The sequence below is a fragment of the bacterium genome (assembly GCA_035559435.1).
In the GTDB taxonomy this organism is placed as follows: domain Bacteria; phylum Zixibacteria; class MSB-5A5; order WJJR01; family WJJR01; genus JACQFV01.
In genome coordinates, this window is sequence record DATMBC010000072.1 from 1 (window position 1) to 24,246 (window position 24,246).

General features: G+C 64.2%; 8 protein-coding genes. 5 read left to right on the forward strand and 3 right to left on the reverse strand.

Annotation, left to right across the window (positions count from 1 at the left end):
* The first annotated feature begins 182 nt into the window (after positions 1–182).
* Entirely contained in the window at positions 183–4,577 is a 4,395-nt protein-coding gene (locus tag VNN55_08905) for a thrombospondin type 3 repeat-containing protein (GenBank protein HWO57669.1), read from the forward strand.
* Between the two features lie 244 nt (positions 4,578–4,821).
* Here VNN55_08905 and VNN55_08910 read toward each other — a convergent pair whose 3' ends face one another.
* The gene (locus VNN55_08910; GenBank protein ID HWO57670.1) at positions 4,822–13,434 is read right to left on the reverse strand and encodes a dockerin type I domain-containing protein; all 8,613 of its coding nucleotides are present in this window, start codon (positions 13,432–13,434) and stop codon (positions 4,822–4,824) included.
* A gap of 712 nt (positions 13,435–14,146) precedes the next feature.
* On the opposite strand from VNN55_08910, the gene VNN55_08915 reads away from it, so the two are divergent.
* Positions 14,147–14,518, forward strand: a complete 372-nt coding sequence (locus VNN55_08915; GenBank protein ID HWO57671.1) for a DUF2784 family protein — start codon at positions 14,147–14,149, stop codon at positions 14,516–14,518.
* Positions 14,519–14,700: 182 nt separating this feature from the next.
* The gene (locus tag VNN55_08920; protein ID HWO57672.1) at positions 14,701–16,491 is read left to right on the forward strand and encodes a hypothetical protein; all 1,791 of its coding nucleotides are present in this window, start codon (positions 14,701–14,703) and stop codon (positions 16,489–16,491) included.
* Between the two features lie 78 nt (positions 16,492–16,569).
* Here the strand turns inward: VNN55_08920 and VNN55_08925 are convergent, their stop codons facing one another.
* Together VNN55_08925 and VNN55_08930 are read right to left on the reverse strand one after the other, a co-directional pair.
* Positions 16,570–20,526 (reverse strand): PAS domain S-box protein, encoded by a 3,957-nt coding sequence (locus VNN55_08925; GenBank protein HWO57673.1) that lies wholly within the window; start codon positions 20,524–20,526, stop codon positions 16,570–16,572.
* Complete coding sequence (locus VNN55_08930; GenBank protein ID HWO57674.1) at positions 20,526–21,686, reverse strand: PAS domain S-box protein; 1,161 nt, start codon at positions 21,684–21,686, stop codon at positions 20,526–20,528. Before VNN55_08930 ends, VNN55_08925 begins: the two co-directional genes overlap by 1 nt.
* Positions 21,687–22,152: 466 nt before the next feature.
* On the opposite strand from VNN55_08930, the gene VNN55_08935 reads away from it, so the two are divergent.
* Positions 22,153–22,959 (forward strand): carboxypeptidase regulatory-like domain-containing protein, encoded by an 807-nt coding sequence (locus tag VNN55_08935; GenBank protein ID HWO57675.1) that lies wholly within the window; start codon positions 22,153–22,155, stop codon positions 22,957–22,959.
* A 78-nt stretch (positions 22,960–23,037) separates the two neighbouring features.
* A partial coding sequence (locus VNN55_08940) for a cbb3-type cytochrome c oxidase subunit I (GenBank protein HWO57676.1) occupies positions 23,038–24,246 on the forward strand: 1,209 nt, incomplete at its 3' end.

Genomic DNA, 24,246 nt, shown 5'->3' on the forward strand with positions numbered 1-24,246 from the left:
CCTCCGGGCCGCGGCCCGCTTCGTTGTAACAGAATCGGTCAACCCGGTACTACGATAATGTGGGATCGTAGTCAGGTCGTCAGACTTGAGCGCCTCAATCCGTCCTGATCCCGGTCCGGCTCTGGCAGTCCGGATATCCCATATTGCCCGGTCAACGTTGTGTCATCGTTGGGAGGTGGGTCATGCGTTCCGCTCGCGGTTGGTTGTGGCTGTCGGTGGTCACCGTGTCGCTCCTTGCCGCCGGCGCCGCGCCGATGGTTGCCGAGGAGTCTCCGGATGGCGTGAATGCGCAGTCGCGCGTCGATGTGACTCGCTACCTGCGCCCGGATGGGACGCTCGATTTCGCGGCCCTGTCCGCTTCCGGTGCAAGTGGAACGGTCGATCTGGCCGGACTGGCCGCGGGGATCGACCCGGAAACCGGCAATCCGGTCTTCTCCCGCAACGGCATCGAAACCGCCCCCGAAGACACCTGGTGGTCCGCACAGAACTTCTTTAGCGGCCTCAATGGCGAAGTCACCGCCATGGCAATCTATGGCGGCGAGCTGATCGCCACCGGCGAATTCACCACCGCCGACAGCGTCACCGTCAACCACATTGCCCGCTGGAACGGCGTCGTCTGGCGCGCGCTCGGCAGCGGGCTGGATGGCGCTGGTCGTTCCCTGGTCGTCTACGGCGGCCTGTTGGTCGTCGGCGGCCAGTTCACGCTGGCCGGCGGTGCCGCTGCCAACAACGTCGCCGCCTGGAATGGTGCCTCCTGGTCCGCGCTCGGCGCCGGCACCAACGCCGCCGTGCGCACACTCACCGTCTATGCCGGCAATCTCATCGCCGGCGGCTACTTTGGCTTCGCCGGCGGCGCGTCGGTCGGGTTCATCGCCCAATGGAACGGTTCCGCGTGGAGCAGTCTCGGTTCCGGCGTCAATAATTCCGTCGAGTGCGTCACCACGTACGGCGCCGATCTGGTCGCGGTCGGCTACTTCGATCAGGCGGGCGGTTCGCCGGCCATGAAAGTGGCGCGCTGGGATGGCGCCGCCTGGCACGCGCTCGGATCGGGACTCAATTCCGAAGCCTTCACTGCGCTTCAGTACGGCACCGACCTGATTGTCGGCGGCGGGTTCACCAACGCCGGCGGCGTCGGCGCCAACCGCATCGCTCGCTGGGATGGTTCCGGCTGGTCGGCTCTCGGCGACGGTCTCAACGGCATTGCCCGCGCTCTGACCATCTACAACGGCGACCTGATCGTCGGCGGCGCATTTGCAACCGCCGGCACCGTCTCGGCCTCGAACATCGCCGCCTGGGATGGCGCAACCTGGTCCGCCCTCGGCGCCGGCACATCGAACCTTGTTGAAGCCCTTGCCGTCTATGGCGCCGACCTCTGCGCCGGCGGCACATTCTTCACTGCCGGCGCTACGATGGCCCAGTTTGCCGCCACGTGGGATGGCGCGACGTGGTCACTCTTGGGCGCCTCCGGCAGCGGCGCCAACAATCAGATCAACGCACTGGTTGTCTACGACTCCAAGTTGATCGCGACCGGCGCCTTCACGCGCATCGGCATGATCGCCGCCTCACGGATCGCCGCCTGGGACGGCTCCGGATGGAGCGCCCTCGGCTCCGGGCTGAACAACAATGGTCTCAGTCTGGCCGTCTTTGATGACAAACTCATCGTCGGCGGCGACTTCACCATCGCCGGCGGCATCGCCGCTTCGCGCGTGGCCGCCTGGGATGGCGCCTCATGGTCGACCCTCGGTGGCGGCGTCAACGGTCCAGCCAACGCGCTATGCTCCTTCGACGGCGACCTCTATGTCGGCGGCGCCTTCACACAGGCCGGCGGCTTTCCGGCCAACAACGTTGCCCGCTGGGACCGGACCGCGTGGTCTCCGCTCGCCGGCGGCCTCGCCAGCACGGTCAACGCGCTGGCGGCCTTCGATGGCCAACTCTACGCCGGCGGCATCTTTACCAACGCCGGCACCATGCTGGCCGATGCCGGCTCAGCCACTCTGAATCGCGTCGCCCGCTGGGACGGTACCTCGTGGAATCCGCTCGGTGGCGGCGTCAACGGCCCCGTGTTCGCCCTGATGGAGTTTGACGGCGAGCTGGTTGTCGGCGGCAACATCAGCGCCGCCAATGGCACGATTCCCGTTGGACGTATCGCCGCCTGGAACGGCACGGCCTGGCACGCGCTCGGCACCGGTTTTGAAGCGCGAGTCCTTGCGGTCGGCGTCTATGGACTCAAACTGATTGCCACCGGGCAATTCACCTCCGCCGATGGTCTCCCGGCGTTCCGCATTGCGCAGTGGGACGGCCTCTCCTGGTCCCGTCTCGGCTCCGGGCTCGGCGCCGAAGGCCGCGCGCTGGCTCGCCATGGCAGCAGTCTGTATGTCGGCGGACAATTCCTCAATGCCGGCGACAAGCCCGCGCTGCGTCTCGGCACGTGGACTCCCGACAGCGACGGCGACGGCCTCGTTGATCCCCTCGACAACTGCCCCGACCACGCCAACATCGCCCAGACCGACTCCGACGTCGACGGAATGGGCGACCCCTGCGATCCCTGTCCGAACGATCCGGGCAACGACGCCGACGGCGACGGCGTTTGCGACGACGTCGACAACTGTCTCGGCCGAGCCAATGCGTCGCAGGTTAATGCCGACGGCGACGCTTTGGGTGACGATTGCGACAACTGCCCCGGCGCAACCAATCCCGGGCAGGAGGACGCCGACGGCGATCTGGTCGGCGACGCGTGCGACAACTGCCCGATGCGCGTCAACGCCGCGCAGGAAGACGCCGACGTCGACGGCATCGGCGATCTCTGCGACAACTGCCCCGACGACGCCAACGTGTTGCAGACCGATGGCGACGCCGACGGCGTGGGTGACGCCTGCGATAATTGCCCGGCCGATTACAACCCCGATCAGGGCGACTTCGACGGCGATGGAATCGGCGATCTCTGCGATGCCCCGTCACAGAATGAAGTCGCCGTGGAGTCCAAATCCGTGCTGGTCGGCCAGACCGGTGTCCACGTCGGCGTGTCGATCACCAACGACCTCTATGTCAGCGCCATGGTCCTCCCGCTGGAGATCCGCTCAATCACCCCGGGCGCCTATATCGCCGGCACGTTCACCTTCGGGATGACCGCCAACGGGCGTGTGATTGCCAGCGATCTGGCCGGCAACGTCGTGCGCCGCTACTTCCCGTCGCCGGCCGCCGCCAATTCCTGCAGCGGCCCGGCCTCACACACCTGGCAGACCAGCGCCGCGGCGGTCGACTTCGTCTCGCCCGACGCCGTGCTCTGGGCCGCCTATGGCCAGGACATCGACAACCCCTGCCTGAGCGCCGGCACCGATGGTGTCCCGTCGCTGGGCGGCATCCCATCCTTCGAGTTTGTCTTCAATGTCACCTCCACACCCGGTCAGTTCGAGATCGACACCTGCTGCGTCACCCCGGAAAACCACCTATCCTTCGTCTATCCGCCCGGGGGATCAACCGGCTGCACCGGCGAGGGCGCGCTTCTGGCCGTGCCCGACTTTGTCAAAGGAACAATCACTATCGGCATCCAGGATGTGGACGGCGACGGCGTCCACGACCCGGTCGACAACTGCCCCTCGCTCGCCAACCCGTCGCAAGTCAACTCCGATGGCGACGCTCTCGGCGACGCCTGCGACAACTGCCCGCTCGTTACCAATCCGAATCAACTGGACAGCGACGGCGATCTGCGCGGCGACCTTTGCGACAACTGTGTGAATACGCCCAATCCCAATCAGTCCGACGGCGATGGTGACGGCATCGGCGATGCCTGTGACGATTGTCCCGCCGGCGGAACCGGCGACGCCGATGGCGATGGGCGCGTCGACGCCTGCGACAACTGCCCGAACATCGCCAATCCCCAGCAGGAGGATCTCGACTCAGACGGCGTTGGAAATGTCTGCGATAACTGTCCCGATGTTGCCAACGGCAATCAGGCCGACGCCGACGGCGACGGCCGCGGCGATGTCTGTGACAACTGCCCGATCACCGCCAACGCGTCCCAATCCGACGTCGACAACGACGGCACCGGCGATCCCTGCGATGTCTGTCCCAACGATCCGCTGGACGACGAGGACGGCGACGGCGCCTGCGGCGATGTCGACAACTGCCCCGGGCTGGTCAATCCGAGCCAGGCCGATTCCGACAACGACGGCGCCGGCGATGATTGCGACAATTGTCCGATGGCGCCCAATGTCGGCCAGTCCGACGTCGACGCCGACAACATCGGCGATCCCTGCGACAATTGTCCGTCGGACTTTAACCCGTTGCAGGAAGACGCCGACCACGACGGCATCGGCGACCTGTGCGAGTGCTCCTGCGACTGCGCCCATGACCCCTCCTGCGACGGCGTCATCAGCAACGTGGTCGACATCGTGCTGTGCGTCAACGTGGCCTTCCGCGCCGGCGCCGAGATCGGCGATCCCAACCAGAATTGCCCGTGGTATCGCACCGACGTCAATTGCGACAGTGTGACCAGCGTCATCGATGTCGTCAAAACTGTGAACGTGGCCTTCCGCGCCGCCAATCCGGCAACCGAATACTGCGTGCCCTGTCCGTGAGACGCGGCAGGGAAGGGGGACGGGAGGCAGGACGCCTCCCGTCCACCCCTTCGCGCCGACTATAAATCACCCTCCGTCATTCCAGGCCGGCGCGTGCTGCCCACCTGGGCAATAGTCCCCTCCGTCATTCCAAGCCGGCGCTCTTTGCCGGCTTGGAATCTTTGTTACAATGCCCCACCCGCATCAAAACAAACGGCCCCGGCGCGTTGCGCCGGGGCCGTCGGATGGACGTGTTACCGACCCGCTACTTCGTCGTGCAGGGCTGCGGGCCGCTGTTGAAGAGGTAGGCGGTCAGATCGGCGATGTCGCGGCGGTTGATCGCCCCGTCGCAGTTGACGTCGGCGTTGCTCGAATATCCCGCCGACGCGCTGCCCACGTTGAGGGCCGCGCCCGTCGCCTTGCCGCTGATCTGGCTTACGATATGCGTCAGCAGCGCCAGGTCGGCGATGTTGATCTCGCCCGACGCGTCCACATCACCCGCTTGCATGCCCGTCACCACCGGCTGGCCATCCGGACCCACACCCGCCTGGCCGCCGTCGCAATCTCTCGGGTCGACTTCAAAGGTGTAAGTCCGACTGATCTGGCAGTTGCCGCCGCAGCTGTTGACGCAGCGAATGACAATGTTGAACGTCGTTCTCTGCGTGATGTTGACGCACCAGTTGCCGTTGGAAATGTACCCTGGTCCGTCGATGATCTGACAGGTCACCCCGCGCTGCGGTGGCGGGTTGTTGCCGGCAATCGGGATGCACACCGGCGACTGACAGAACAGGTATGTGCCCGAAGGCGGCAGGTTGCACGCCGGCGGATCGATCAGGATGAACGTCACCGTGAATGTCCGCGTCGATGTCTGGCCGCAGGCGTCGGTCACGCGGACTGTTGCGCTGTACTTGCCGTCCGCGGGCGGCGTGAAGCACCAGTACCATTGATTGCCCTGCTGCTGCACGGTGCCGTAGCCGCTGGTTACCACCACCGACGTCACGTTGTTGTTCTGATCAAAGATGTTCAGGAGCCGGCAGAACGGCTGGCTCGGATCGCACAGCGTGACCGTCGTGTCGTCACGCACCGTCAGGATCGGCGGATCGTTGAAGTCGATCTGCAGCGTCGTCTGGCAGGTGTCGGCCGCGCCGCAGGCGTCGATCACGCGCCACCGGACCATCAACTCGTCCTCATTCGGCGGGTAATAGGTCCACACGTTGCCGCTGAAGGAGCCCGGCCCGCTGATCATTTCATACTTGACGATGTTGTTGTCCGGGTCGGTCGCCTGCATCGTCATCGTCGCCGGCTGATTCGGGCAGAGGCACCACATCGCCGTCGGCGGCGCCGAACAGACCGGCGGCTGGTTGACATCCACGGTAATGCGGAAACTGCCGTCACATGAGGCGTTCGCCGCGCTCGTGCAACGGATCACGATCTCATAGGTGCCATCCGCGGTTGGCGTCCACCGCCAGAAGCCGCCCGACACCGTCCCCGGTCCCGCGATCACCGCGCAGCTAAACGGCGGATTGGCGCCCACCGCCGTCACCGGCAACGCGATCTCCGATGTCCCGCAACTCGAAAGGGCCGTGTCGCCCGGCAGCATGCACACTGGCGGTTGCGGATTACCGACCTGCGCATAAGCGGTATCCACATCGGATGCGCCGCACGGGTCATCGACCCGCACGACGAACTCAAACACTCCGGCGGCGTTCGCCGACCAGCACACCTGATTGGTCGCCGTGTTGATCGTCGTGCCCGTTGGACCCGAAACCAGCGATTCGATCAATCCGCCCGGGCCGTCCGGATCGCCAACGGTGTAGGTGAAGCACACCAGCGTCGGCGGCGTCGTCACAAGCAGCGACTGGTCGGGGCCGAGGTCGATTGTCGGCGGCGAATTGACATCAAAGCTCACCGTGAAGCTGCCCGAGCAGGTGGCGCCGCAGCTGTCGGTGCACACAATCGGCACCGTCAACTGCCCGTCGCCAGTCACGTCGTAGCACCACTCGCCATTGACCAGCGTGCCCGGTGCGCCCACGCCCAACGCGCACGACATCAGGTTGCCATTCGGGTCGATGGCCGACACCGTCCGGCAAATCCGCTGCGGCGCACAGAGGAAGTACGACGTATCGGCCGGCAGGACACAGCTCGGCGGATCGTTCATCTCGATGGACACATTGAACGACGCCTGGCAGGAATCACAGAGTGACAGGCATCGGACGGTGACCGTGAAATTGGCGTCCGTCGTCGCGTTGTAGCTCCACTGGCCGTTCACAATTTGGCCGGGTCCGGCGACCAATTGACAGGTCGCGCCCACCCCGCCTGAGACCGGGAACGACAGCGTCGTCGGTCCGCACAGCAGGGTGTCGATATTGCCCGGCACCTGGCACTCGACCGGCACGCGCTGCGGATAGTTGCGCGTGAAGTCGATCACGCACGAATCGCCGCAGGTGTCGGCGCAGACGATCGTCACCTGCGCCGATGTGCCCGGCGCCGGATTCGGATACTGCCAGCCGCCCGGCACCAACTGCCCCGGACCGATCAGGCGGCACCGCGTCTCGCCGTCCACATCAAACGATCCCAGCGGCACAAAGTCGGTGTCCGGCGTGCAGATCGGATCGACCAGCTCCACGAAGATCGAGCAAGTCGGGTTGACGTTCATGTCAAAGTTCACCGTGAACTCGTTCTGGCAGGTGTGGCCGCAGGTGTCGGCGCACTGGATCAGGACCGTCACCGACGTGTCATAATCCGGCGGCGTCCAGCACCAGAAGTCGCCATCCAGCGTGCCCGGTCCGGCGAGGATGTTGCACCCGGCCAGCGCGCCCTTGTTCGACGATCCGGTGTTGCCCTGCGAACCCGGCAGTTGCGGCGTCGGCTGCGTCACGCGCCGCGCGCCGCCCTTGGTCGTGCGCACCACGTCCGAGGTCCGGCTTGAAACGGCCGGATCCGGCCAATCGACACGCACGCAGATCGGCTCCGGATTGCAGAGCGCCACCGTCGTATCCGGCGTCTGGTAGCACTGCGGCGGCTCGGTCACATTGATCGTCACGCAGAACCTGTCGACGCAATACGCGCCGCACGAATCAACGCACTCTACCGTCACGCAGATCGTCTCATCCTTGGTGGCGCCGTACGACCACTCATACGTGCCGTGCTGCGCGCCGGCTGTCAGTGTGCCCGGGCCTTCCTTGATGGCGCAGTGGCTGAAGTTGCCATTCGAATCGGATGCCGACAACGGCAGCGTAATGGTCGCCGGATCACACAGATAGATCGTCGTGTCGTCCGGGACTCGGCACTCCGGCGGCGCGTTCATGATGAACAAAAAGTCAATCTGCCCGGAGCAGGCGTTGCCGCAATCGTCCACGCACCGAATGACCGAGGACACCGGCCCGCCGACGGCGGTCGGAGTGTAGCACCAACGGCCGTCGATGATCTGCCCGGCCCCCTGCACCACCGTGCAGGTCACTGACTCGTCGCAGTTGTCCGTCGCCGAAACCGGCAGGCAGATGGTCGTGTCCGGGTGGCAGAGGAAGAACGTATCCGCCACCGGCAGGCGGCAGACCGGCGCGGTCGTGTCGGCGATCGTGATCGTCTGCACGCACCGGCCCTCGTTCTCGCAACGATCCCTGGCCGCAAACGTGCGCGCAATGATCATCGCGCAACCCTCGGCGGTCGTGTCCTGGCTCAGCAGGACAACCTCCACCGCGTCGTCGCAGTTGTCGGTCGCCGACGGCCAGCCCCAATCGCCCTGCTTGTCGTCGCATTCATAATAGAGGTTGTTCGGGCAGGTCACGACCGGCGCGGTCGTGTCGGCGATGTTCAGAATCCACGTGCACGTGTCGGACACGTTGCCGCAGCAGTCGACCGCCCAGATGAACGCCTTGATGTACGCCGGGCACTTGTTCAGATGGTAGGTCAACCGTGCCAGGACCTCGACGCTGTCGCAACAACCGTCGTAGACCGTGTCCACCATCCGGAACCCGCAGAGGAAGTTGCTCTTGTCGAGCCGGAACGGATCGGTCCCCTTCAATTGGATGCAATCGGCCTTGTCACGCGCGCAATAGATCGTCGTGTCGGGCGCGCACACCAGCACCGGCGCCGTCTCATCGACAAACGTCACCCGCTGCGCGCAGGTGTCGACGTTGCCGCAGGCGTCGATTGCCGCGAACTTCAGCTCGAAGACCACGTGGCACGGGTTGGTGTCCAGCAGGTCCACATCATACAGACAGATGTTATACTCCGAGCAATTGTCGGTCGCGCTCGGGCGGCCGTACCGGTAGTCATAGCCGGTCAGGCAAGGCTCCTCACCCGACAACGATTTCGCCGGCAGGGCCGCCAGCGACGCCAGCGCCGCTTTGCCCTCGCGCTGGTCCAGCTCCTCGCAGGTGACCGTGGTGTCCGGCGGGCAGGTAATCACCGGCGCCGTCGAGTCGCCCACGATGATCGTCTGCGTGCAGGTGCTGCGGTTGCCGCAGATGTCCACCGCCGCAAACGTCCGCGCGATCTCGATGTAGCAGTTGCCCTGCTGGGCCACCGTGTCCACCGAAACCAGCGTCGCCGTCACCTGGCCGTCGCAATCATCGGTCGCCGTGGCCATCCCCAGATCGCCCGGATCGGTGCCGCACTCAAGACGGATGTCCTTCGGGCAGGTGATGACCGGCGCCACCGTGTCCACAAACCACACGGTCCAGAAACAGGTGTCGGAGATGTTGCCGCAATCGTCCACCGCCCAGAGCTTGGCGCGAACATATTGCGGGCATTTCTCAAAGTGCACCGAGAAATGCGCGTAGTAGTCGATCTCCGGATCGCACGCGTCGTACAGCGTGTCGATCAACCGGTACTCGCAGATATACTTCTCGCTCAGCTTCTGCGGACCCGACTTGCCGGCCCAGCAATCCAGTCCGCCGTCGCCGGCGCAGTAGACCGTCGTGTCCGGCGCGCACACCAGGACCGGCGCTGTCGTGTCGACGAAAGTCACACGCTGCGAGCAGGTGTCGGAATTGCCGCAATCATCGATGGCGGTAAACTGCAGCTCGAAGACCGCGCGACAGGTGTCGACGCTCAGACGCCGGACGCCGTAGAGGCAATAGAACAACGTGTCGTCGCAATTGTCCGTGGCGACCGGCTTGCCGTACCGCCAGTCATAGTCGTAGCAGCCGTTGGCGTCCTTGCCGGCCGCGCCGGAGGCGATACCGTCCAGCAGCGCCTTGCCGCCGGCCGGTCCCGCCAGTTCGGCGCAATCGACCACCGTGTCGGGCGGGCAGGTGATCGTCGGCGCGGTCGTGTCGATGACAAACACCTGCTGGTGGCAGGTGTCGGCATTGCCGCAGTTGTCCCGCGCCTCCCAATAGAGAGTGAACGTGTAACGCTGCGGACAGTCGCCATACGTCGTGTCGCTGACACCTAGGAGCGTCACCGTCGACTGCGCGTTGCAGTTGTCGACCGCCAGCGGCGTCGGCCACTCGGCCGGGATTTCGTCGCACTCGTAGCGCAACGGCTCGCAGGTCAAAACCGGCGGCACAGTGTCAATCACGATGATCACCTGCTCGCAGGTGTCGGCGTTGTTGCAGTCGTCGACCGCCACCCAGGTCACGATGATTGTGTCGGGAATCGGGCAGTCGGCATAGCCCCAGCGCAGCTCGCCCAGCTGCGTCACGGACACCTGCGGATCGCAGTTGTCGGTCGCCGGCGGCGGGTTCCAGCCCGTCGGAATCTGCGAACACGGCACCGTATCCTGTTCCGGACAGGCAATGACCGGATCGGTCGTGTCAACGATCGTCAGGATCTGATAGCAGGTGTCGGCGTTCTGACACAAGTCGTAGCCGATATAGGCCAGCTCATACTGGATGTGGCACGGGTTCTGATCGATCCAGCGGCTCACGAACGGCCCGACGATGAAGACCGTGTCGGAACAATTGTCCGTCCCGCTCGGCGCTCCATACGGCCAGATCAGGCCGGGAACCGAAATGGTCTGACCGACCGTCGCGTTCCTCAACGCATCCGTGAGCTCATCGCACTCGACCGTCGTGTCCGGCGGGCAGGTGACCACCGGCGGCGTCGTGTCGCGCACGATCACCGTCTGTCGGCACGTGTCGGAGACATTGCCGCAGGAGTCGACCGAATAGTAGCCAACGATCAGATACAGATTGCACGGGAACGCTCCATCCAGACTCAGGATGGTCCCATAGATCTCCGGTGAATCATCGCAGTTGTCCTTGGCGCCCGGGATTCCGAACGGCCAGGGATTGGGCTCATCACCCTTGATGCCCGAGCCGGCCACCCAGCTTCCCGCCTTCGTCAGCGGCAGTTCGTCGCACGACAGCGCCGTGTCCGGCGGGCAGGTCATGACCGGCGGGGTCGTGTCGGTCACATAGACCGTCTGGATGCACGTGTCGGCGTTGCCGCAATCGTCGATCGCCTGCCAGTACAGATTAAAGGAGTAGCGCTGCGGGCAACCGCCGACCACCGTGTCGGCCTGGTCCACCAGCGTCACCTCCACCGACGGGTCGCAGACATCGGTCGCGACCGGCGGCGAAAACACGCTGGGCACCTCGTCGCACTCATAGCGCAGCGGCTCGCACTCCACAAAGGTGGGCTTGGCGCTGTCGCGGTAGCGGATGACCTGCTCGCAGGTATCCGCAAGGCCGCAGGCGTCCATCGCCTCCCAGGTCAGCACGATCCGGTAGGCGCCGTAGCAGGTGCTGTCCTCATGCCGCTCGCCGATCAACTTGATCGTCGGCTGCGAGCAGTTGTCGGTCGCCGTCGGCGGCGCCGGGAAGTCAATCACCCCGCACTCCAGCAACGTGGAGTCCGGACAGTCAAACTCCGGCGCGGTCGTGTCGACCAGCTCCAGGCGCTGGTAGCAGGTGTCCGACACGTTGCCGCAGTCGTCCACCGCCCAGATCGCCACGCTGTCATAGTAATTACACGGCCATGTGCCGCCGCTGCGGATGTAGCGATATTGCACCGCCACGCTGTCGTCGCAGTTGTCCTCCGCCGTCGGCAGGACAGGGGAGAGGCCGCTTTCAATCGACTTGGTGTAGAAACTGTCGCAGGCAATCGTGATCAGCGTCCGACAGCCGACCAGAACCGGCGGCGTCGTGTCGACCACATTGATCACCTGCGTGCACGAATCCACGTTGCCGCAATCGTCGGTGGCGACCCACAGGATGGTCTTGTGATAACCCTGCGGGCACTCAATCGTGGTCGAGGAGGCCGGGAAGGCCTGCAACGCCACGTTCGTGTCGCAATTGTCGGTCACCGTCGGCTTCGGCAGGTCGGCGTCGGCCGGCACCGAGTCGCACTCAAAGGTGAGCGGGGCCGGGCACACGATCTCCGGACGCGCGGTGTCCTGCACCGTGATTGACTGGTCGCAATAGGCGCTGTCGCCGCAGGCGTCCTTGACCACGTAGCGCAAACGCAGCGTGTACGCATAGTCACAATTGCCCGCGATGGAATCACGGCTCACGATATAGACCGACGGATTGGCGTCGCGGTCATCCGCCACCGTCGGCGTGCCGAATGAACCGATGTTGTCGCAGTCAAAGATCTTATTGTCGGGACAGGTGATCCTGGGGGGATCGTTGATGTCGAAGGTCACCGAGAAGCTGGCGGTGCAGGTGTCGCAGAAGTCGGGGCTCGCACACGCGACCGTCACCGTCACCACTTCGTCGCCCGAGGGCGTGTAAGTCCAGAAGCCGTTGGCCAACGTTCCCGGCCCGCTGGTGATCGCGCAGGTGCCGCCCGTGGCGCTCACCGGCAGCGAGACCTGCGTCGGATCGCACTGCTGGATCGTCGTGTCGTCCGGCACGTTGCAGACCGGCGGCACTCGAGTCGGGTAGGTCGCCGAAAACGCGATCACGCACGAATCCCCGCAGGCTACCTTGCAGACGATGCGGACATTGACCGTCTCGCCGCCCGTCGGCGTGTAGGTCCACGCGCCGTTGATCAACTGGCCCGGACCGTACAGCGTGCAGGTCGTCGAACCGCCCTGCGGATCGATCGATACGAACGGCACGATGTGCGGACCGTTCAGGCAGGCCGGCGGTGTCGGATTCACCAGCAGACTGCACACCGGCGGCTGGCAGCAAACCACGGTATCGATCACCACCGGTTTGCAGATGTTCGACGCCGACAGATTGACGCAGCGCTTGCTGCTGTTGGGATCGTTGGGGTCGCAGGCGCTGTTGCCCGGGGTCGGGCAGGGGCTCGGCTTGTCCTCCCCCTCAAACTTGACGCGCAACACCCAGTTGCCCGACTCGTCCGGCACCGGCAGATCGGTGCAGGCGTAGCCGTTGGCGTCCGTCCACACCGTGTCCTCGCCCTCGGCGTCGCTGTCCACGCCGCAGTTGCCCGGATTCCAGTAGAACCGGATCGGGCGGTTGGGCAGAGGCAGGTTGCAACTGCCCTGCAGCAGACGCGCGCACAGATAGAGCGAGTCGCGCCCGGGACGCGTCGTGTCTCCGGGGCAGATCGTATCGGGAACGACCGTGGTGATGTCCAGGACCACGTTAGCATCGGTGAACATCGTCGAGGCAATCAAGCCCGACGACAACCCCGTGCCGGTCAGCTCCAGCGTCGCGCCCACAATGCTGTCATTGTAGGGCACCACCCAGAAGGTCGACACGGCGCCCTTGGCGTTGGCCGCGGCCGTCCAGGGCCCGTACTCGCCGGTCAGAGCCCCCGACTTGTCCACGTGACGGACATAGAACTCCACCGTCTCGCCCCCCGTGGGGCTGACCGCCGAATACCCATAACCGGCGCCGGTGATCCATACTGTGTCACCGGGGGGATAGTCCGCCCGATCCGTCGTCAACGTCGCCGCATGCGCCGCCGACGGCAGTGCCAAAGCCAGACAGAAGAGTACCAGCGCCCCGATCCCCAACCAGGGACTCCGGAGACCGATGCGACATCGCCCATAGTCCTGCATGTGCAATCCTCCTAAGCGTCGATTCCTATAATCTCTTTATCGACATCCGCACAGCATGCTCAGCCGCTGAACAGGCGTCAAAGGCACTTTTTTTGTCCCCCCCAGAGAGGTCAAAATGGTGCGGTAAGCGCACTCGCGCCCCGCGCCCCGGGGGCGAGAAGTGGGACTGACTTTCAGGATCTGGATCGTTCCAAGTGCTTCGTATCGACGACCCATCGGGGTCGCAGGATGCACCGCGTTGCTAAGTTGCTGCAGTTGCGGTGTACCCATCTAATATATGGCACATTGCCCACACTTCGACAGACGGGGCACGGATTTTCGCCTGATCTTATGTCCGTCATGTGGCAATGCCTTGTCTATCAACGCGTTGGCGGAACCCCGTTAGGTCGGCACTTCATCATGGCCGCCAGTTCGCATAATCGCCTCAAAGCGTCTCCACAATCAACCACTAAATTTCTCCGGTTTCCGGCCCTCGCGGTGATCGTCAGTGCATTTGGCGTGCCAGTCTCGCTGCGGAGAATATGATGTCGCAGATGAACGCGGGACCTGCAATTGGGACTTCGCAACTTGCGTGGCGCGTTGGTACTTTAAGTGAGGGCGCCAATTCGTTGAATAATATAAATTAAGACCGATTTTCGGTCAATTGATTTTTCCTCGAGACTAAAGCATGCGGATTTTCCTGCTCAGCATCCATTCCCTCTGGGTCCTCTGGATGGTCGCCGGTGTGCTTCTGGCCATCCTGGGATTTCGTTATCCGCGCGTTTGGACTTGGAAGCACTTCCGCATCCTTCATCTGGCCGCAATCATCGCCACCGCCTCAGTTCCACTCTGGAATCGCGGCGCCTGTCCACTGACCGAGTGGGAAGCGGCGCTGGCCGCCGAGCCGGTTGCGCAGCCCTTTCTGGCGCGTGTGCTGACCTGGTTGGTCTACTGGGACATCCCTTTGTGGTTGCTGTCGTTGTCGACCGGTGTCGCGGCGATCGTGACATTGGTCGTTTTCGTCCTGCATCCGCCCTGGCGATGCGCCGGACGCAGATGACCGCGGCCGCCCTGCCGCTTTGAATGCTTGACAACCTGTGCGGCGCGGTGTAACTGTACGGAGGTGTTGTGACGGTTCGGCGTCCGTTTCAGCCGTCCGGTACCGCGCATTACTTCTCCGGTTTCTGGCTCGACAGAGTGCTCTACACACACGTCCGGCGCTGATCACAGGAGGGTGATCGTATGTACAAGACCCGTGGACTGCTGGTGGGTTTGTTGCTGGTCCTGGCCGCGGTCCCTGGATGGGCCGCCAACCACGTCTCCGTTGAATCGAAGAATGTCGCGCTGGGCGCCACCGGTGTCACCGTGGGCGTTTATGTCGAAAACGATATCCCGATCGTGGCCCTGGTCCTGCCGCTCGAATTGCGCTCGGCCTCCCCGGGCACATACGTCACCACCGCCTTCACCTTCGGCCCGACCGCCGGCGGACGCGTCAACAACAGCCCGCTGGGTCCGGCCGGTCCAACTTGGCCGGCGGCCAACATTACGGCGCGTCGATACGCGGTCACCGCGTCACCGGCCTGCAGCGGCCCGATCTCGAACACGTACAATACCGCCGCCGCCCAGATTGATTTCATCAGCCCTGATGCCGTCATGCACGCCACCGTCAGCACCGGCGATCCCAACGCCGGCGAGGATATCACGATGGCGCCCGGCAGCGATCCGCCCGGCACCCCCTCGTTCCTTTTCACCTTCAACGTGAACAACACCGACGGCTTCATTGAGATCGACACCTGCTGCGTCCGGCCGGCCAATCACCTCTCGTTTGTCGACGAGCAGACCAACATCGTGCCGCCCTCCTTCACCCGGAGCACGATCAAAGTCGGCAATCCTCAGTTTCCGCCGGTGATTACGCCGATCCCGGATCAGACGATTCCCGAAGGCGGCAGCTTCACGCCGATTACGCTCGACAACTTCGTCTCCGACGCCGACCATCCCGACAACGTCCTGACCTGGACCGCGGCGGGGCAGAGCCAGCTGATCGTCTCCATCAGCCCCGCGCGGGTGGCAACCGTCTCCACTCCCTATCCCGACTGGTTCGGTACCGAGACCATCCGGTTTACGGTCAGAGACCCCGACAACAACACCGATGTCGACACCGTCGTCTTCACCGTGACGCCGGTCAACGATCCGCCGATTCTGGCCAACATCACGCCCAAGTCGCGTCTTGCCGGACTGATACTCTCGTTTACGATCAGCGGCTCCGATGTCGACAACTCCTGTCCGCAGCTGAATTTCTCGATGGCCAACGCCCCGCCGGGTGCCACGCTCACCAACGACGGCAATTGCGGCGCCGCCGTTGAATGGCCGACGGTCTGCACCGACTCGGGCGTTTACAACGTGACCTTCATCGTCGCCGATGGCGACCTGGCCGATTCACAGGTGGTCACCATCACCATTCAGCCCAATCCCGATCGCTTCGACACCAATCCCGACTCGCTCATCTTCACCTTCGCCGTCGGCAAATCCGATCCTGACTCACAGATGATCACGATCAACGATCCGGGGTGCGGCGAGATGGACTTCGAAGTCCTCGTCAGCGATCCGTGGCTGCTGGTCGCCCCCGACACCGCCACCACGACCGCGCAATTGAAAGTCGACATCGACACCGCCGGCTTGGCCGCCGGCGATTATGTCGCCACGATGACGCTGCGGCAGATCAACGCCCCCGGCGCTCCGGCCACGCTCGATGTGCGCGTCTATTTGAGCGTGACCACCGAGATCTGCGAGTGCCCCTGCCACGGGGAGCCGATCGGCACCTGCGACGGCATTCACAATATTGCCGACTTGGTCAAGATCATCAGCATTGTCTTCCGCGGCCAGTTGTCGATCGGGTTTGCCAGTTGCCCGACCGAACCCATCGATGTCAATTGCGATCTGCAGGGCGACGTCGTTGACGTTGTCCGTTATGTGGACTACATCTGGCGCTCCGGACCGCCGCTGTGCGATCCGTGTTTGGACATCGCGCGGTAATTCGCAGACCAACGCAAGAAGACGAACGCCCCGCCGGATCAGTCCGGTGGGGCGTTTCCAATTGGCCGCGAAGCGAGACTACACGTCCAAGTTTGCGGGAGCGTCGCGTCGCGAGAGCGTCCGTTGAATTGCCTGGGTCAACGCCGATGCCTGGATCGGTTTGACCAACAGTTCGCAGCGGCCCAGCGCCAGCGCCGCCTGCACCCGCTCCGAGGTCGCATAGCCCGTCAGGATCATCGCGCGCTGTTCGGGATTAAGCGCGCGGATCCGACGCAGCGTCTCCGCGCCGTCGATCCCGCCCATCACCATGTCGATGATCACCACATCCTGCGGATGCTCGGCCAGGAAGGCCAGCGCCTCTTCGCCGCTGCCGGCGATCGACACCCGGTAGCCGACCCGCTCCAGCGCGGTCTGCGCGACCCGCTGCTGCAGCGGATCGTCGTCGACCACCAGCACCCGCTCGCCGTGGCCGACTTCGATGCCGCGGTCCGCGACCTCCGTCGCGCTCTCGTCGCGCAGCAGCGGGAAGTAGAGCGTAAACGTGGTGCCGCGGCCGACCGTCGACTCGACATCGACATACCCGTTGTGATCCTCGACCACCGAATTGACCACCGGCAGGCCCAGCCCGGTCCCGCGTTTGCGATCGGTCTTTTTGGTCGTGTAGAACGGTTCGAAGATGGCGTCCAGTTCGCCGGCGGGGATGCCGCAGCCGGTGTCGGACACCGTCACCCGCGCATACTCGCCCGGTGTCACGTTCGCGTGGCGGCGAAACGGGCCGTCCAGCGTCAGCCGCTCGGTGCGCACCGTCAACTCGCCGACACCGTCCATCGCCTCGATCCCGTTGTTGATCAGATTCAGCATCACGCGCGTCAGTTGCGCGCCGCCGCCGCGGATGACGATCTCGCCGGGGGCCAGATCCATCGCCACCGCCACGGTGGCGGGAATTTCCGCCGTACGGATCGCCGCCTGCACCAGTTTGTTCAACTCCAGCGGCTCGGTGTTGTAATGGCCGCGCCGCGACAGGGTCAGCAATTCCTGGTTGATCTCGGCGATCTGCAGCGCCGCATCCTGCATGTCGCGGAGCATCTCGTGCGCGCGCCCCTCGTCGGGGAACTTCGCCTGCAGGATTTCCGGATAGGCGACCAGCGGGCCCAGCAGGTTGTTGAAATCGTGCGCGATCTGTCCGGCCAGACGTCCGGCGGTTTCCAGCCGCTTGGCCCGCGCCAGCTCTTCTTCCGCCTGGCGGCTGTCGGTCACATCCGCCAGCGCGATCAGCACCTGCGACCAGTCGTTGGGGGATTCGGTGGTGCGCACGCAATGCACCTTGCCGATGCGGGTCTCGCCCGTCAACGTCAGGAACGTCGTCTCCACCTCGTAGGTGCTGATGCCTCGCCACAATCGACTCAGGAAGTCGCGGAAGGCCGTCCGCGCACGCTCGGTGAAGAGCGCGGCGATTTTGCCGCGCAAGGTCTCCTCCGAGGCGGCGTGGAAAACACGCAACGCGGTGTCGTTGACCGAACTGATCCGCATCAACGCAATGCACTGCGACAACAGCGCCGGATCGTCCTCCCGCCACGTCTCCGACAACTGGCCGGTCGTCGCGCCCGAGGTCAAAAACAGCTTCCGCACCGCCGAGAGATCCAATTCCAGCTTCGCCATCGGCGACTCGTTGAACATGTGTCGGTAACGTGATTCGCTTTGACGCAGCGCTTCTTCGGCTTTGCGCTGCGCGGTCACGTCGATCATGCTGGTAATGACCAGATCCCAGGTCTGCTCATGGCCCGGCGCCAGCATCGAGTTAATCACCACCCGCCGCTGGTGGCCGTCCAGCGACGACAGCGTCGTCTCCGCTTCATAGGTCGTGCACCCCGCCCACAACGCCAGTACAAACTCTCCAAATGATTCGAACCAATCGTCTGTCGCCAGGGGAAGTATTCCCTCCGACAAGTCCGCCGGAGACGTCACGCCCAGCAGCTTGCGGCCCGCGCTGTTGATCCCCAGCGGGCGCATTCGGCGATGGCATTCCAGATGCGCTTCAGGATGCGTGTCGAAATGCGCCGTCAGGTCTTCGACCCCCTGCGCCCGCAACTGCTCCAGGTAGGCGCGGATCTCGGAGAAGTCATCCTCCATCAGCGGAGTCGGCGCGTCCTCAAACAGGCGGCGGTAGCGTTTCTCGCTCTCGCGGAGCGCCACTTCCATCTGCTTGCGATCGGTGATGTCGGTTGACACGCAGGTGATGCCCGTCACCCGCCCGCTGGCGTCGAACTCCGGTTCGATCGTCAGACTGTAGGTGCGCGTCACCCCGCCGGGACTGAGCGTGACTTCCGTCTGCTTCCCGACGCCGCTGCGCAGCACGTCCCATTTGACCCGTTCCAGCGTCTGGGCGTCTTCCGCCGGCAGCAGCTCGCGGTCGGTTCGACCGACGATCTCGCGCGAGTCCGGTCGCGCCGGATTGTGAATCCACGTGTAGCGCAACTGCGCATCCTGATGGAAGACGATGATCTGCCCGGCCTTCAGCGAAAGACGGAACCGCTCTTCGCTTTCCCGCAGGGCGTCGGCCGCCCGCTGCCGCTCCGTCACATCGACCGCCGCGCAGGTCACGCCGGTCACCGCGCCGCTGGCATCACGCAGCGGCTCCACCGAGAGGTCGAAATGCAGCCGCCGCCCATCGAGCGTCACCACCACATGTCGGCGCACGCCGATTCCGGACTCCATCACCCCGCGCTTCAGTTCGGTCAGCAGCGCGGCTTCCTCCGGCTGGAAGACATCCGCGTCGGTAAGCCCGATGACGCCTGACGGACCATACCCGGGCAGGGGATTGTACATCCATGTGTAGCGCAGATCGCGGTCCTGCTGAAAGACCTGGATCGCCGAATTGTCCAGCGCCAGACGGAACCGTTCCTCGCTCTGTCGCAGCGCCTCGGTGGCGCGCCGGCGCTCGCTTTCAGCCGCCGCGCGCACCGCGAAGATGCGCAACAGGGACACCGTGCGATTGATGTCCTCCACCGGACGCCGGAACAGCACCCAGAGAACGCCGAGGATGGCGCCGGCGCTGTCGCGCAGCGCCTGGCCCACATAGGCCGCAGCTCCGTGCTCGCGCAGGTAATCATCATAGGGGAATTGCTCCTGCACTCCGTCCACACAGGCGAAACTGCCTTCGGCCAGGGCAATAGCGCACGGTGTGCCCGCCAATTCGTATTCCAGATCGTCGACGAACGCGCCGTCTTTTACGTAGGCGATCGTCCGAATGCGCGTCGCCGGGTCATCGAGCGCCTGCCCGATGCTGACCATGTCGGCGCCCAACGCTTCCGCCAGACGGAGGGCCAGCATCCGGAAGAACTCATCGCCGGTCGCCGCCGACACCCCGCGAGCCACCCGCCAGATCATCTGATCGGCCTGGCGCCGCTCGGTGATATCCAGTGCCGAGCCGACAAACCCTTGGTAAATCCCGTTGATGTCCCAGCGCGGCGTGCCGGTGTTCAACAGCGTCCGCCAACGCCCCTCCGCCGACTTCACGCGGAACTCGTTTTCAAAACGCTGCCGGTTGCGCATCGCCTCTTCGATCGTTCCCCAGGCCCCACGAAGGTCATCGGGGTGCATCGCTGACAGCCATCCGTGCCCCATCGCCTGCGCCACCGTCTGCCCGGTCAGTTTCTCCCAGGTCTGGTTGACGAAGACACAGTGCGTCTCGACGTCGGTCATCCAGATGACCGCCGGTGTCAGATTCGCCACGCTGCGGAAGCGTTCCTCGCTTTCCGCGAGCGCCAGCGCGACCTCGTGCTGTTCGGTGACATCCTGCGACGAACCGATGTAGCCCATGAAATCGCCGCCGGGCGCGAAGCGCGGGACGCCGTTGATGTGCACCCAGCGCCACTGCCCGTCATGACGGCGCAGCCGCACGGTGGTCGCGTAAGGTTTCCAGGCGCGAAACGCCTCGGTGTAGTCGTGCATTACCCGCTCGCGATCGTCCGGATGGATGGCATTCACCCAACCCGAGCCGATCAGATCGTCGTATGCCAGCCCCGTGAACTGCATCACCCGAGGTTGGCGAAGGTGATCCCCATATCCAGGCCGGAGGCCCAGATCATAATCGGCGTCGAATCGGCGATGTTGCGGAAGCGCGCCTCGCTTTCGCGCAACGCCTCCTCGATCCGCTTTTGCGGCGTGATGTCGATGACCAGGCCTTCCAGACAACGGATGCTGCCGCTGCCGCCGCGGACCGCGCGTCCCTGCTCCCACACCCAGCGGATATCGCCGTTGGCGCGCACGATCCGGTACTCCAGTTGGTAACTGGTGTCGTCGCGCACGCACTGCATCACCGTCTCGGCCACCCGTTGGCGGTCGTCGGGATAGATCAGCCGCGCATAGGTCGTGGTCCGGTTCTGCATCAGATCATGCGGCTCATAGCCGGTCAACGCCAGGCACCCCTGGCTGACAAACAGCATCGTCCAATTCTCGTCCGGCAGACAGCGATACGCCATGCCCGGGAGATTGGACAACAGCGTCGACAACGTCCGCTGACTTTCACGCAGACGCTGTTCCGCCTCTCGTCGCTCCGATACGTCGCGCATCACCGCGCTGAAAAGCTGCCGGCCGCCGGCGTGGAACACCGAGACCGTCACCTCGACAGGGAAAGTCGATCCGTCGCGATGCTGTCCCTCGAATGTGCGCGTCGTGCCCACCACCGCCGCGCCGTCTCTGCGCCCATCCAACATTTCGGTCAGGGCCGCGTGGTGCTCGGCGCGTTGCGCCGCCGGCATCAGCTCCTCCAACGCCAGGCCGCTCAGTCCCCCCGACGGATATCCGAACATCTCCTCCGCCGCTGGATTGGCGCTGACGATCCGCCCCTCGGCATCGGCAGTGAGAATCCCGTCCGTCGCCGTCATCAGGATCGCCTCATTCTGTGCCCGGCTGTCCTCCAGCGCGACATGCATGCGCTCACGCCAGATCAGAAGCAGCGCCATCAGCCAGATCGACCCCAGCGCGAGCAGCCGCTCCACCGACATCGCCAGCGTGATATTCTCCGCCACCAGCCAGTGGTAGAGGTGGTCGATGCCCATGATCGCAGTGCAGAGGATCGAGAATAACAGACCCGACCGACGCCCCAGCGCGATGAACGCCACCGCCACCAGAGGCACGAAGCCCATCGACAACACTGCCCCCCCGACGTGGAAGGACTCCAGCAGGGAGATCATCACAATCGCGGCAAGAATGCCTAGACTGATAAACGGTCTTGGCCTGGGAGTCAAATGCATGGAACGGTTCACGTCATCCCTAGTGTCTGCAGCCCACTGCGCGCGAATCCGGCCGGTCAGGAACGTGATTCGCCTGCCCTACCAATGAGTTATCGGGATGCCACGAAATGTCTTAACGCGCGCTGCTTCGATCTGCGCGGAGATGGGCCGAAGGCGATCGCCGCACAGACACGCGATGGTCCGTCGCATGAGGCAACGGGTTGCGATCGAAGTGGAGAGTATAACAGTCTGTCACACAGAGGGATCAGCCGTCAATCTCTGCTGGCGCAAGAGGTTCCCCGTCATCAAACCGTGGCGGCAGACAAAATAGTATTTGCCTTGACCGAATGAACACATAATCTGTCACCATTGTCGGAGCGTCAAATTGACGCCCGGTCAATTTGGCCACATTGAAAGGAGCACACCTGTGAAGGATCGCACGATCAGCCATCGGCAGTTTGCGGCCGCCCTTGCCTGCGCCGGACTCATCACGCTGGCCGGATGCGGCGGTGGCGGGGGAGACCAGTCCGCCTCCAAACCGGCCAGTCAGCCGTCCACCCAAGTCCCGCCCGCCCAGGCCGCGGCGGCCACCGCGCGCATCAACGGTCGGATCAAGTTCGATGGCGTCGCGCCCAAGCCCACCAAGATCATGATGGACGCCGACCCCGTCTGCCAGAAGCAGCACGCCACCGAAGCCTACACCAACGAATACGTCGTCGACGCCAACGGCGGCTTCGCCAATGTCTTTGTGTACGTGAAAAACTACAACGGGCCCAAGCCGCCGGTCCCGTCGGACACCGCCATCTTCGACCAGAAGGGATGCGAATACTTCCCGCATGTCTTCGGTTTGCGCGCCGGCCAGCCGCTGGCCATCCTCAACAGCGACCCGACCCTGCACAACGTCCATGCCGTCCCCACGATCAACTCGCAGTTCAACCTCGCCATGCCCAAGCAGGGGATGCGCGTGACCAAGGTCTTCGACAAGCCCGAAGTGATGGTGAAGATCAAATGCGATGTGCACTCGTGGATGGCCGCCTACGCCGGCGTGCTTGATCATCCGTACTTCGATGTCTCCGAGGCGGGGGGCGCCTACGAAATCGGCCCGCTGCCGCCCGGCACCTACGAAATCGAGGCCTGGCATGAGAAACTCGGCACGATGACCCAGACGATTACCGTCGGCGACAACGCCGCCGCCACCGCCGATTTCACCTTCACGCCCAAAGCCGGCGCGTGAGAGCGGGGGGAGAGCGTCAACGCACCTGAACTCTGACGCGGCCGGATCTGATCGATTCGCCGCAATACGAGGCAACGGATGGACCACCAGCAGACCGCTCAACCGACCCACAGCGCGCACCCCGCGCCGGTCCACGGCCATCACGAGCCGGATTTGGGCTTCTGGCGCCGGTATATCTTCTCCGTCGATCACAAGGTGATCGGCGTGCAGTATGGCATCACCGCGCTGGTTTTCCTGTTTTTCGGATTCTGCCTGATGATGATGATGCGCTGGCAGCTGGCCTATCCCGGCGAGCCCATGCCCCTCATCGGCAGCTGGATTTCCGAGAACTTCATGCCCGGCGGCATCATGCTCCCCGAATTCTACAACTCGCTGGGGGCGATGCACGGCACCATCATGGTCTTTCTCGGCGTCGTGCCGCTGGCGGTCGGCGCCTTCGGCAACTATGTCATGCCGCTGCAGGTCGGCGCCCCCGACATGGCCTTCCCGAAACTCAACATGATGTCGTACTGGGTCTACTTCGTCGGCGGCGTCATCATGCTGGCCTCGTTCTTTGTCCCCGGCGGCGCCGCCAACTCCGGCTGGACCTCGTATGCGCCGCTCTCCAGCATCGCCACCGCCGGCCAGACCTGGTGGCTCTGCGGGATGGTGTTCCTGATCACCTCATCGCTTCTGGGCTCGATCAATTTCATCGTCACCATCATACAACTGCGCGCCAAGGGCCTGACCTGGATGCGGCTGCCGTTTTTCGTCTGGGCGCAGTTCGTCACCTCGTTCCTGCTGCTTCTGGCCTTCCCGCCGCTGGAGGCGGCCGCCATCCTGCAGTTGATGGACCGTGTGGTGGGCACCTCCTTCTTCCTGCCCTCCGGACTGGTTGTCTCCGGGCAGGCGCTCGATGTCGCCGGCGGCGGCAGTCCGCTGTTGTGGCAGCACCTCTTCTGGTTTCTGGCCCACCCCGAAGTCTATGTGCTGATCCTGCCGGCGTTGGGCATCGTCGCCGAGATCATCGCCAACAACACCCGCAAGCCGCTGTGGGGGTACCGGTCGCTGGTCTACGCGACCATCTTCCTCGGCTTCATGTCGTTTATCGTCTGGGCCCACCACATGTTCCTGACCGGCATGGGCACCGCCATCTCGGCCTTCTTTCAGACCACCACGATGATCATCTCAATCCCGTCGGTGATCATCATCACCGCCCTGGTGATCTCGCTGTGGGGCGGCTCGATCCGTTTCTCCACGCCGATGCTGTTTGCGCTCGGCTTCCTGCCGATGTTCGGCATCGGCGGG

Excerpts from the sequence above, each read along its gene's own strand:
- VNN55_08925 (HWO57673.1), bottom strand. The coding sequence starts at position 20,526 with ATGCAGTTCACGGGGCTGGCATACGACGATCTGATCGGCTCGGGTTGG.
- VNN55_08915 (HWO57671.1), top strand. The coding sequence starts at position 14,147 with ATGCGGATTTTCCTGCTCAGCATCCATTCCCTCTGGGTCCTCTGGATG.
- VNN55_08920 (HWO57672.1), top strand. The coding sequence starts at position 14,701 with ATGTACAAGACCCGTGGACTGCTGGTGGGTTTGTTGCTGGTCCTGGCC.
- VNN55_08930 (HWO57674.1), bottom strand. The coding sequence starts at position 21,686 with ATGATCTCCCTGCTGGAGTCCTTCCACGTCGGGGGGGCAGTGTTGTCG.
- VNN55_08905 (HWO57669.1), top strand. The coding sequence starts at position 183 with ATGCGTTCCGCTCGCGGTTGGTTGTGGCTGTCGGTGGTCACCGTGTCG.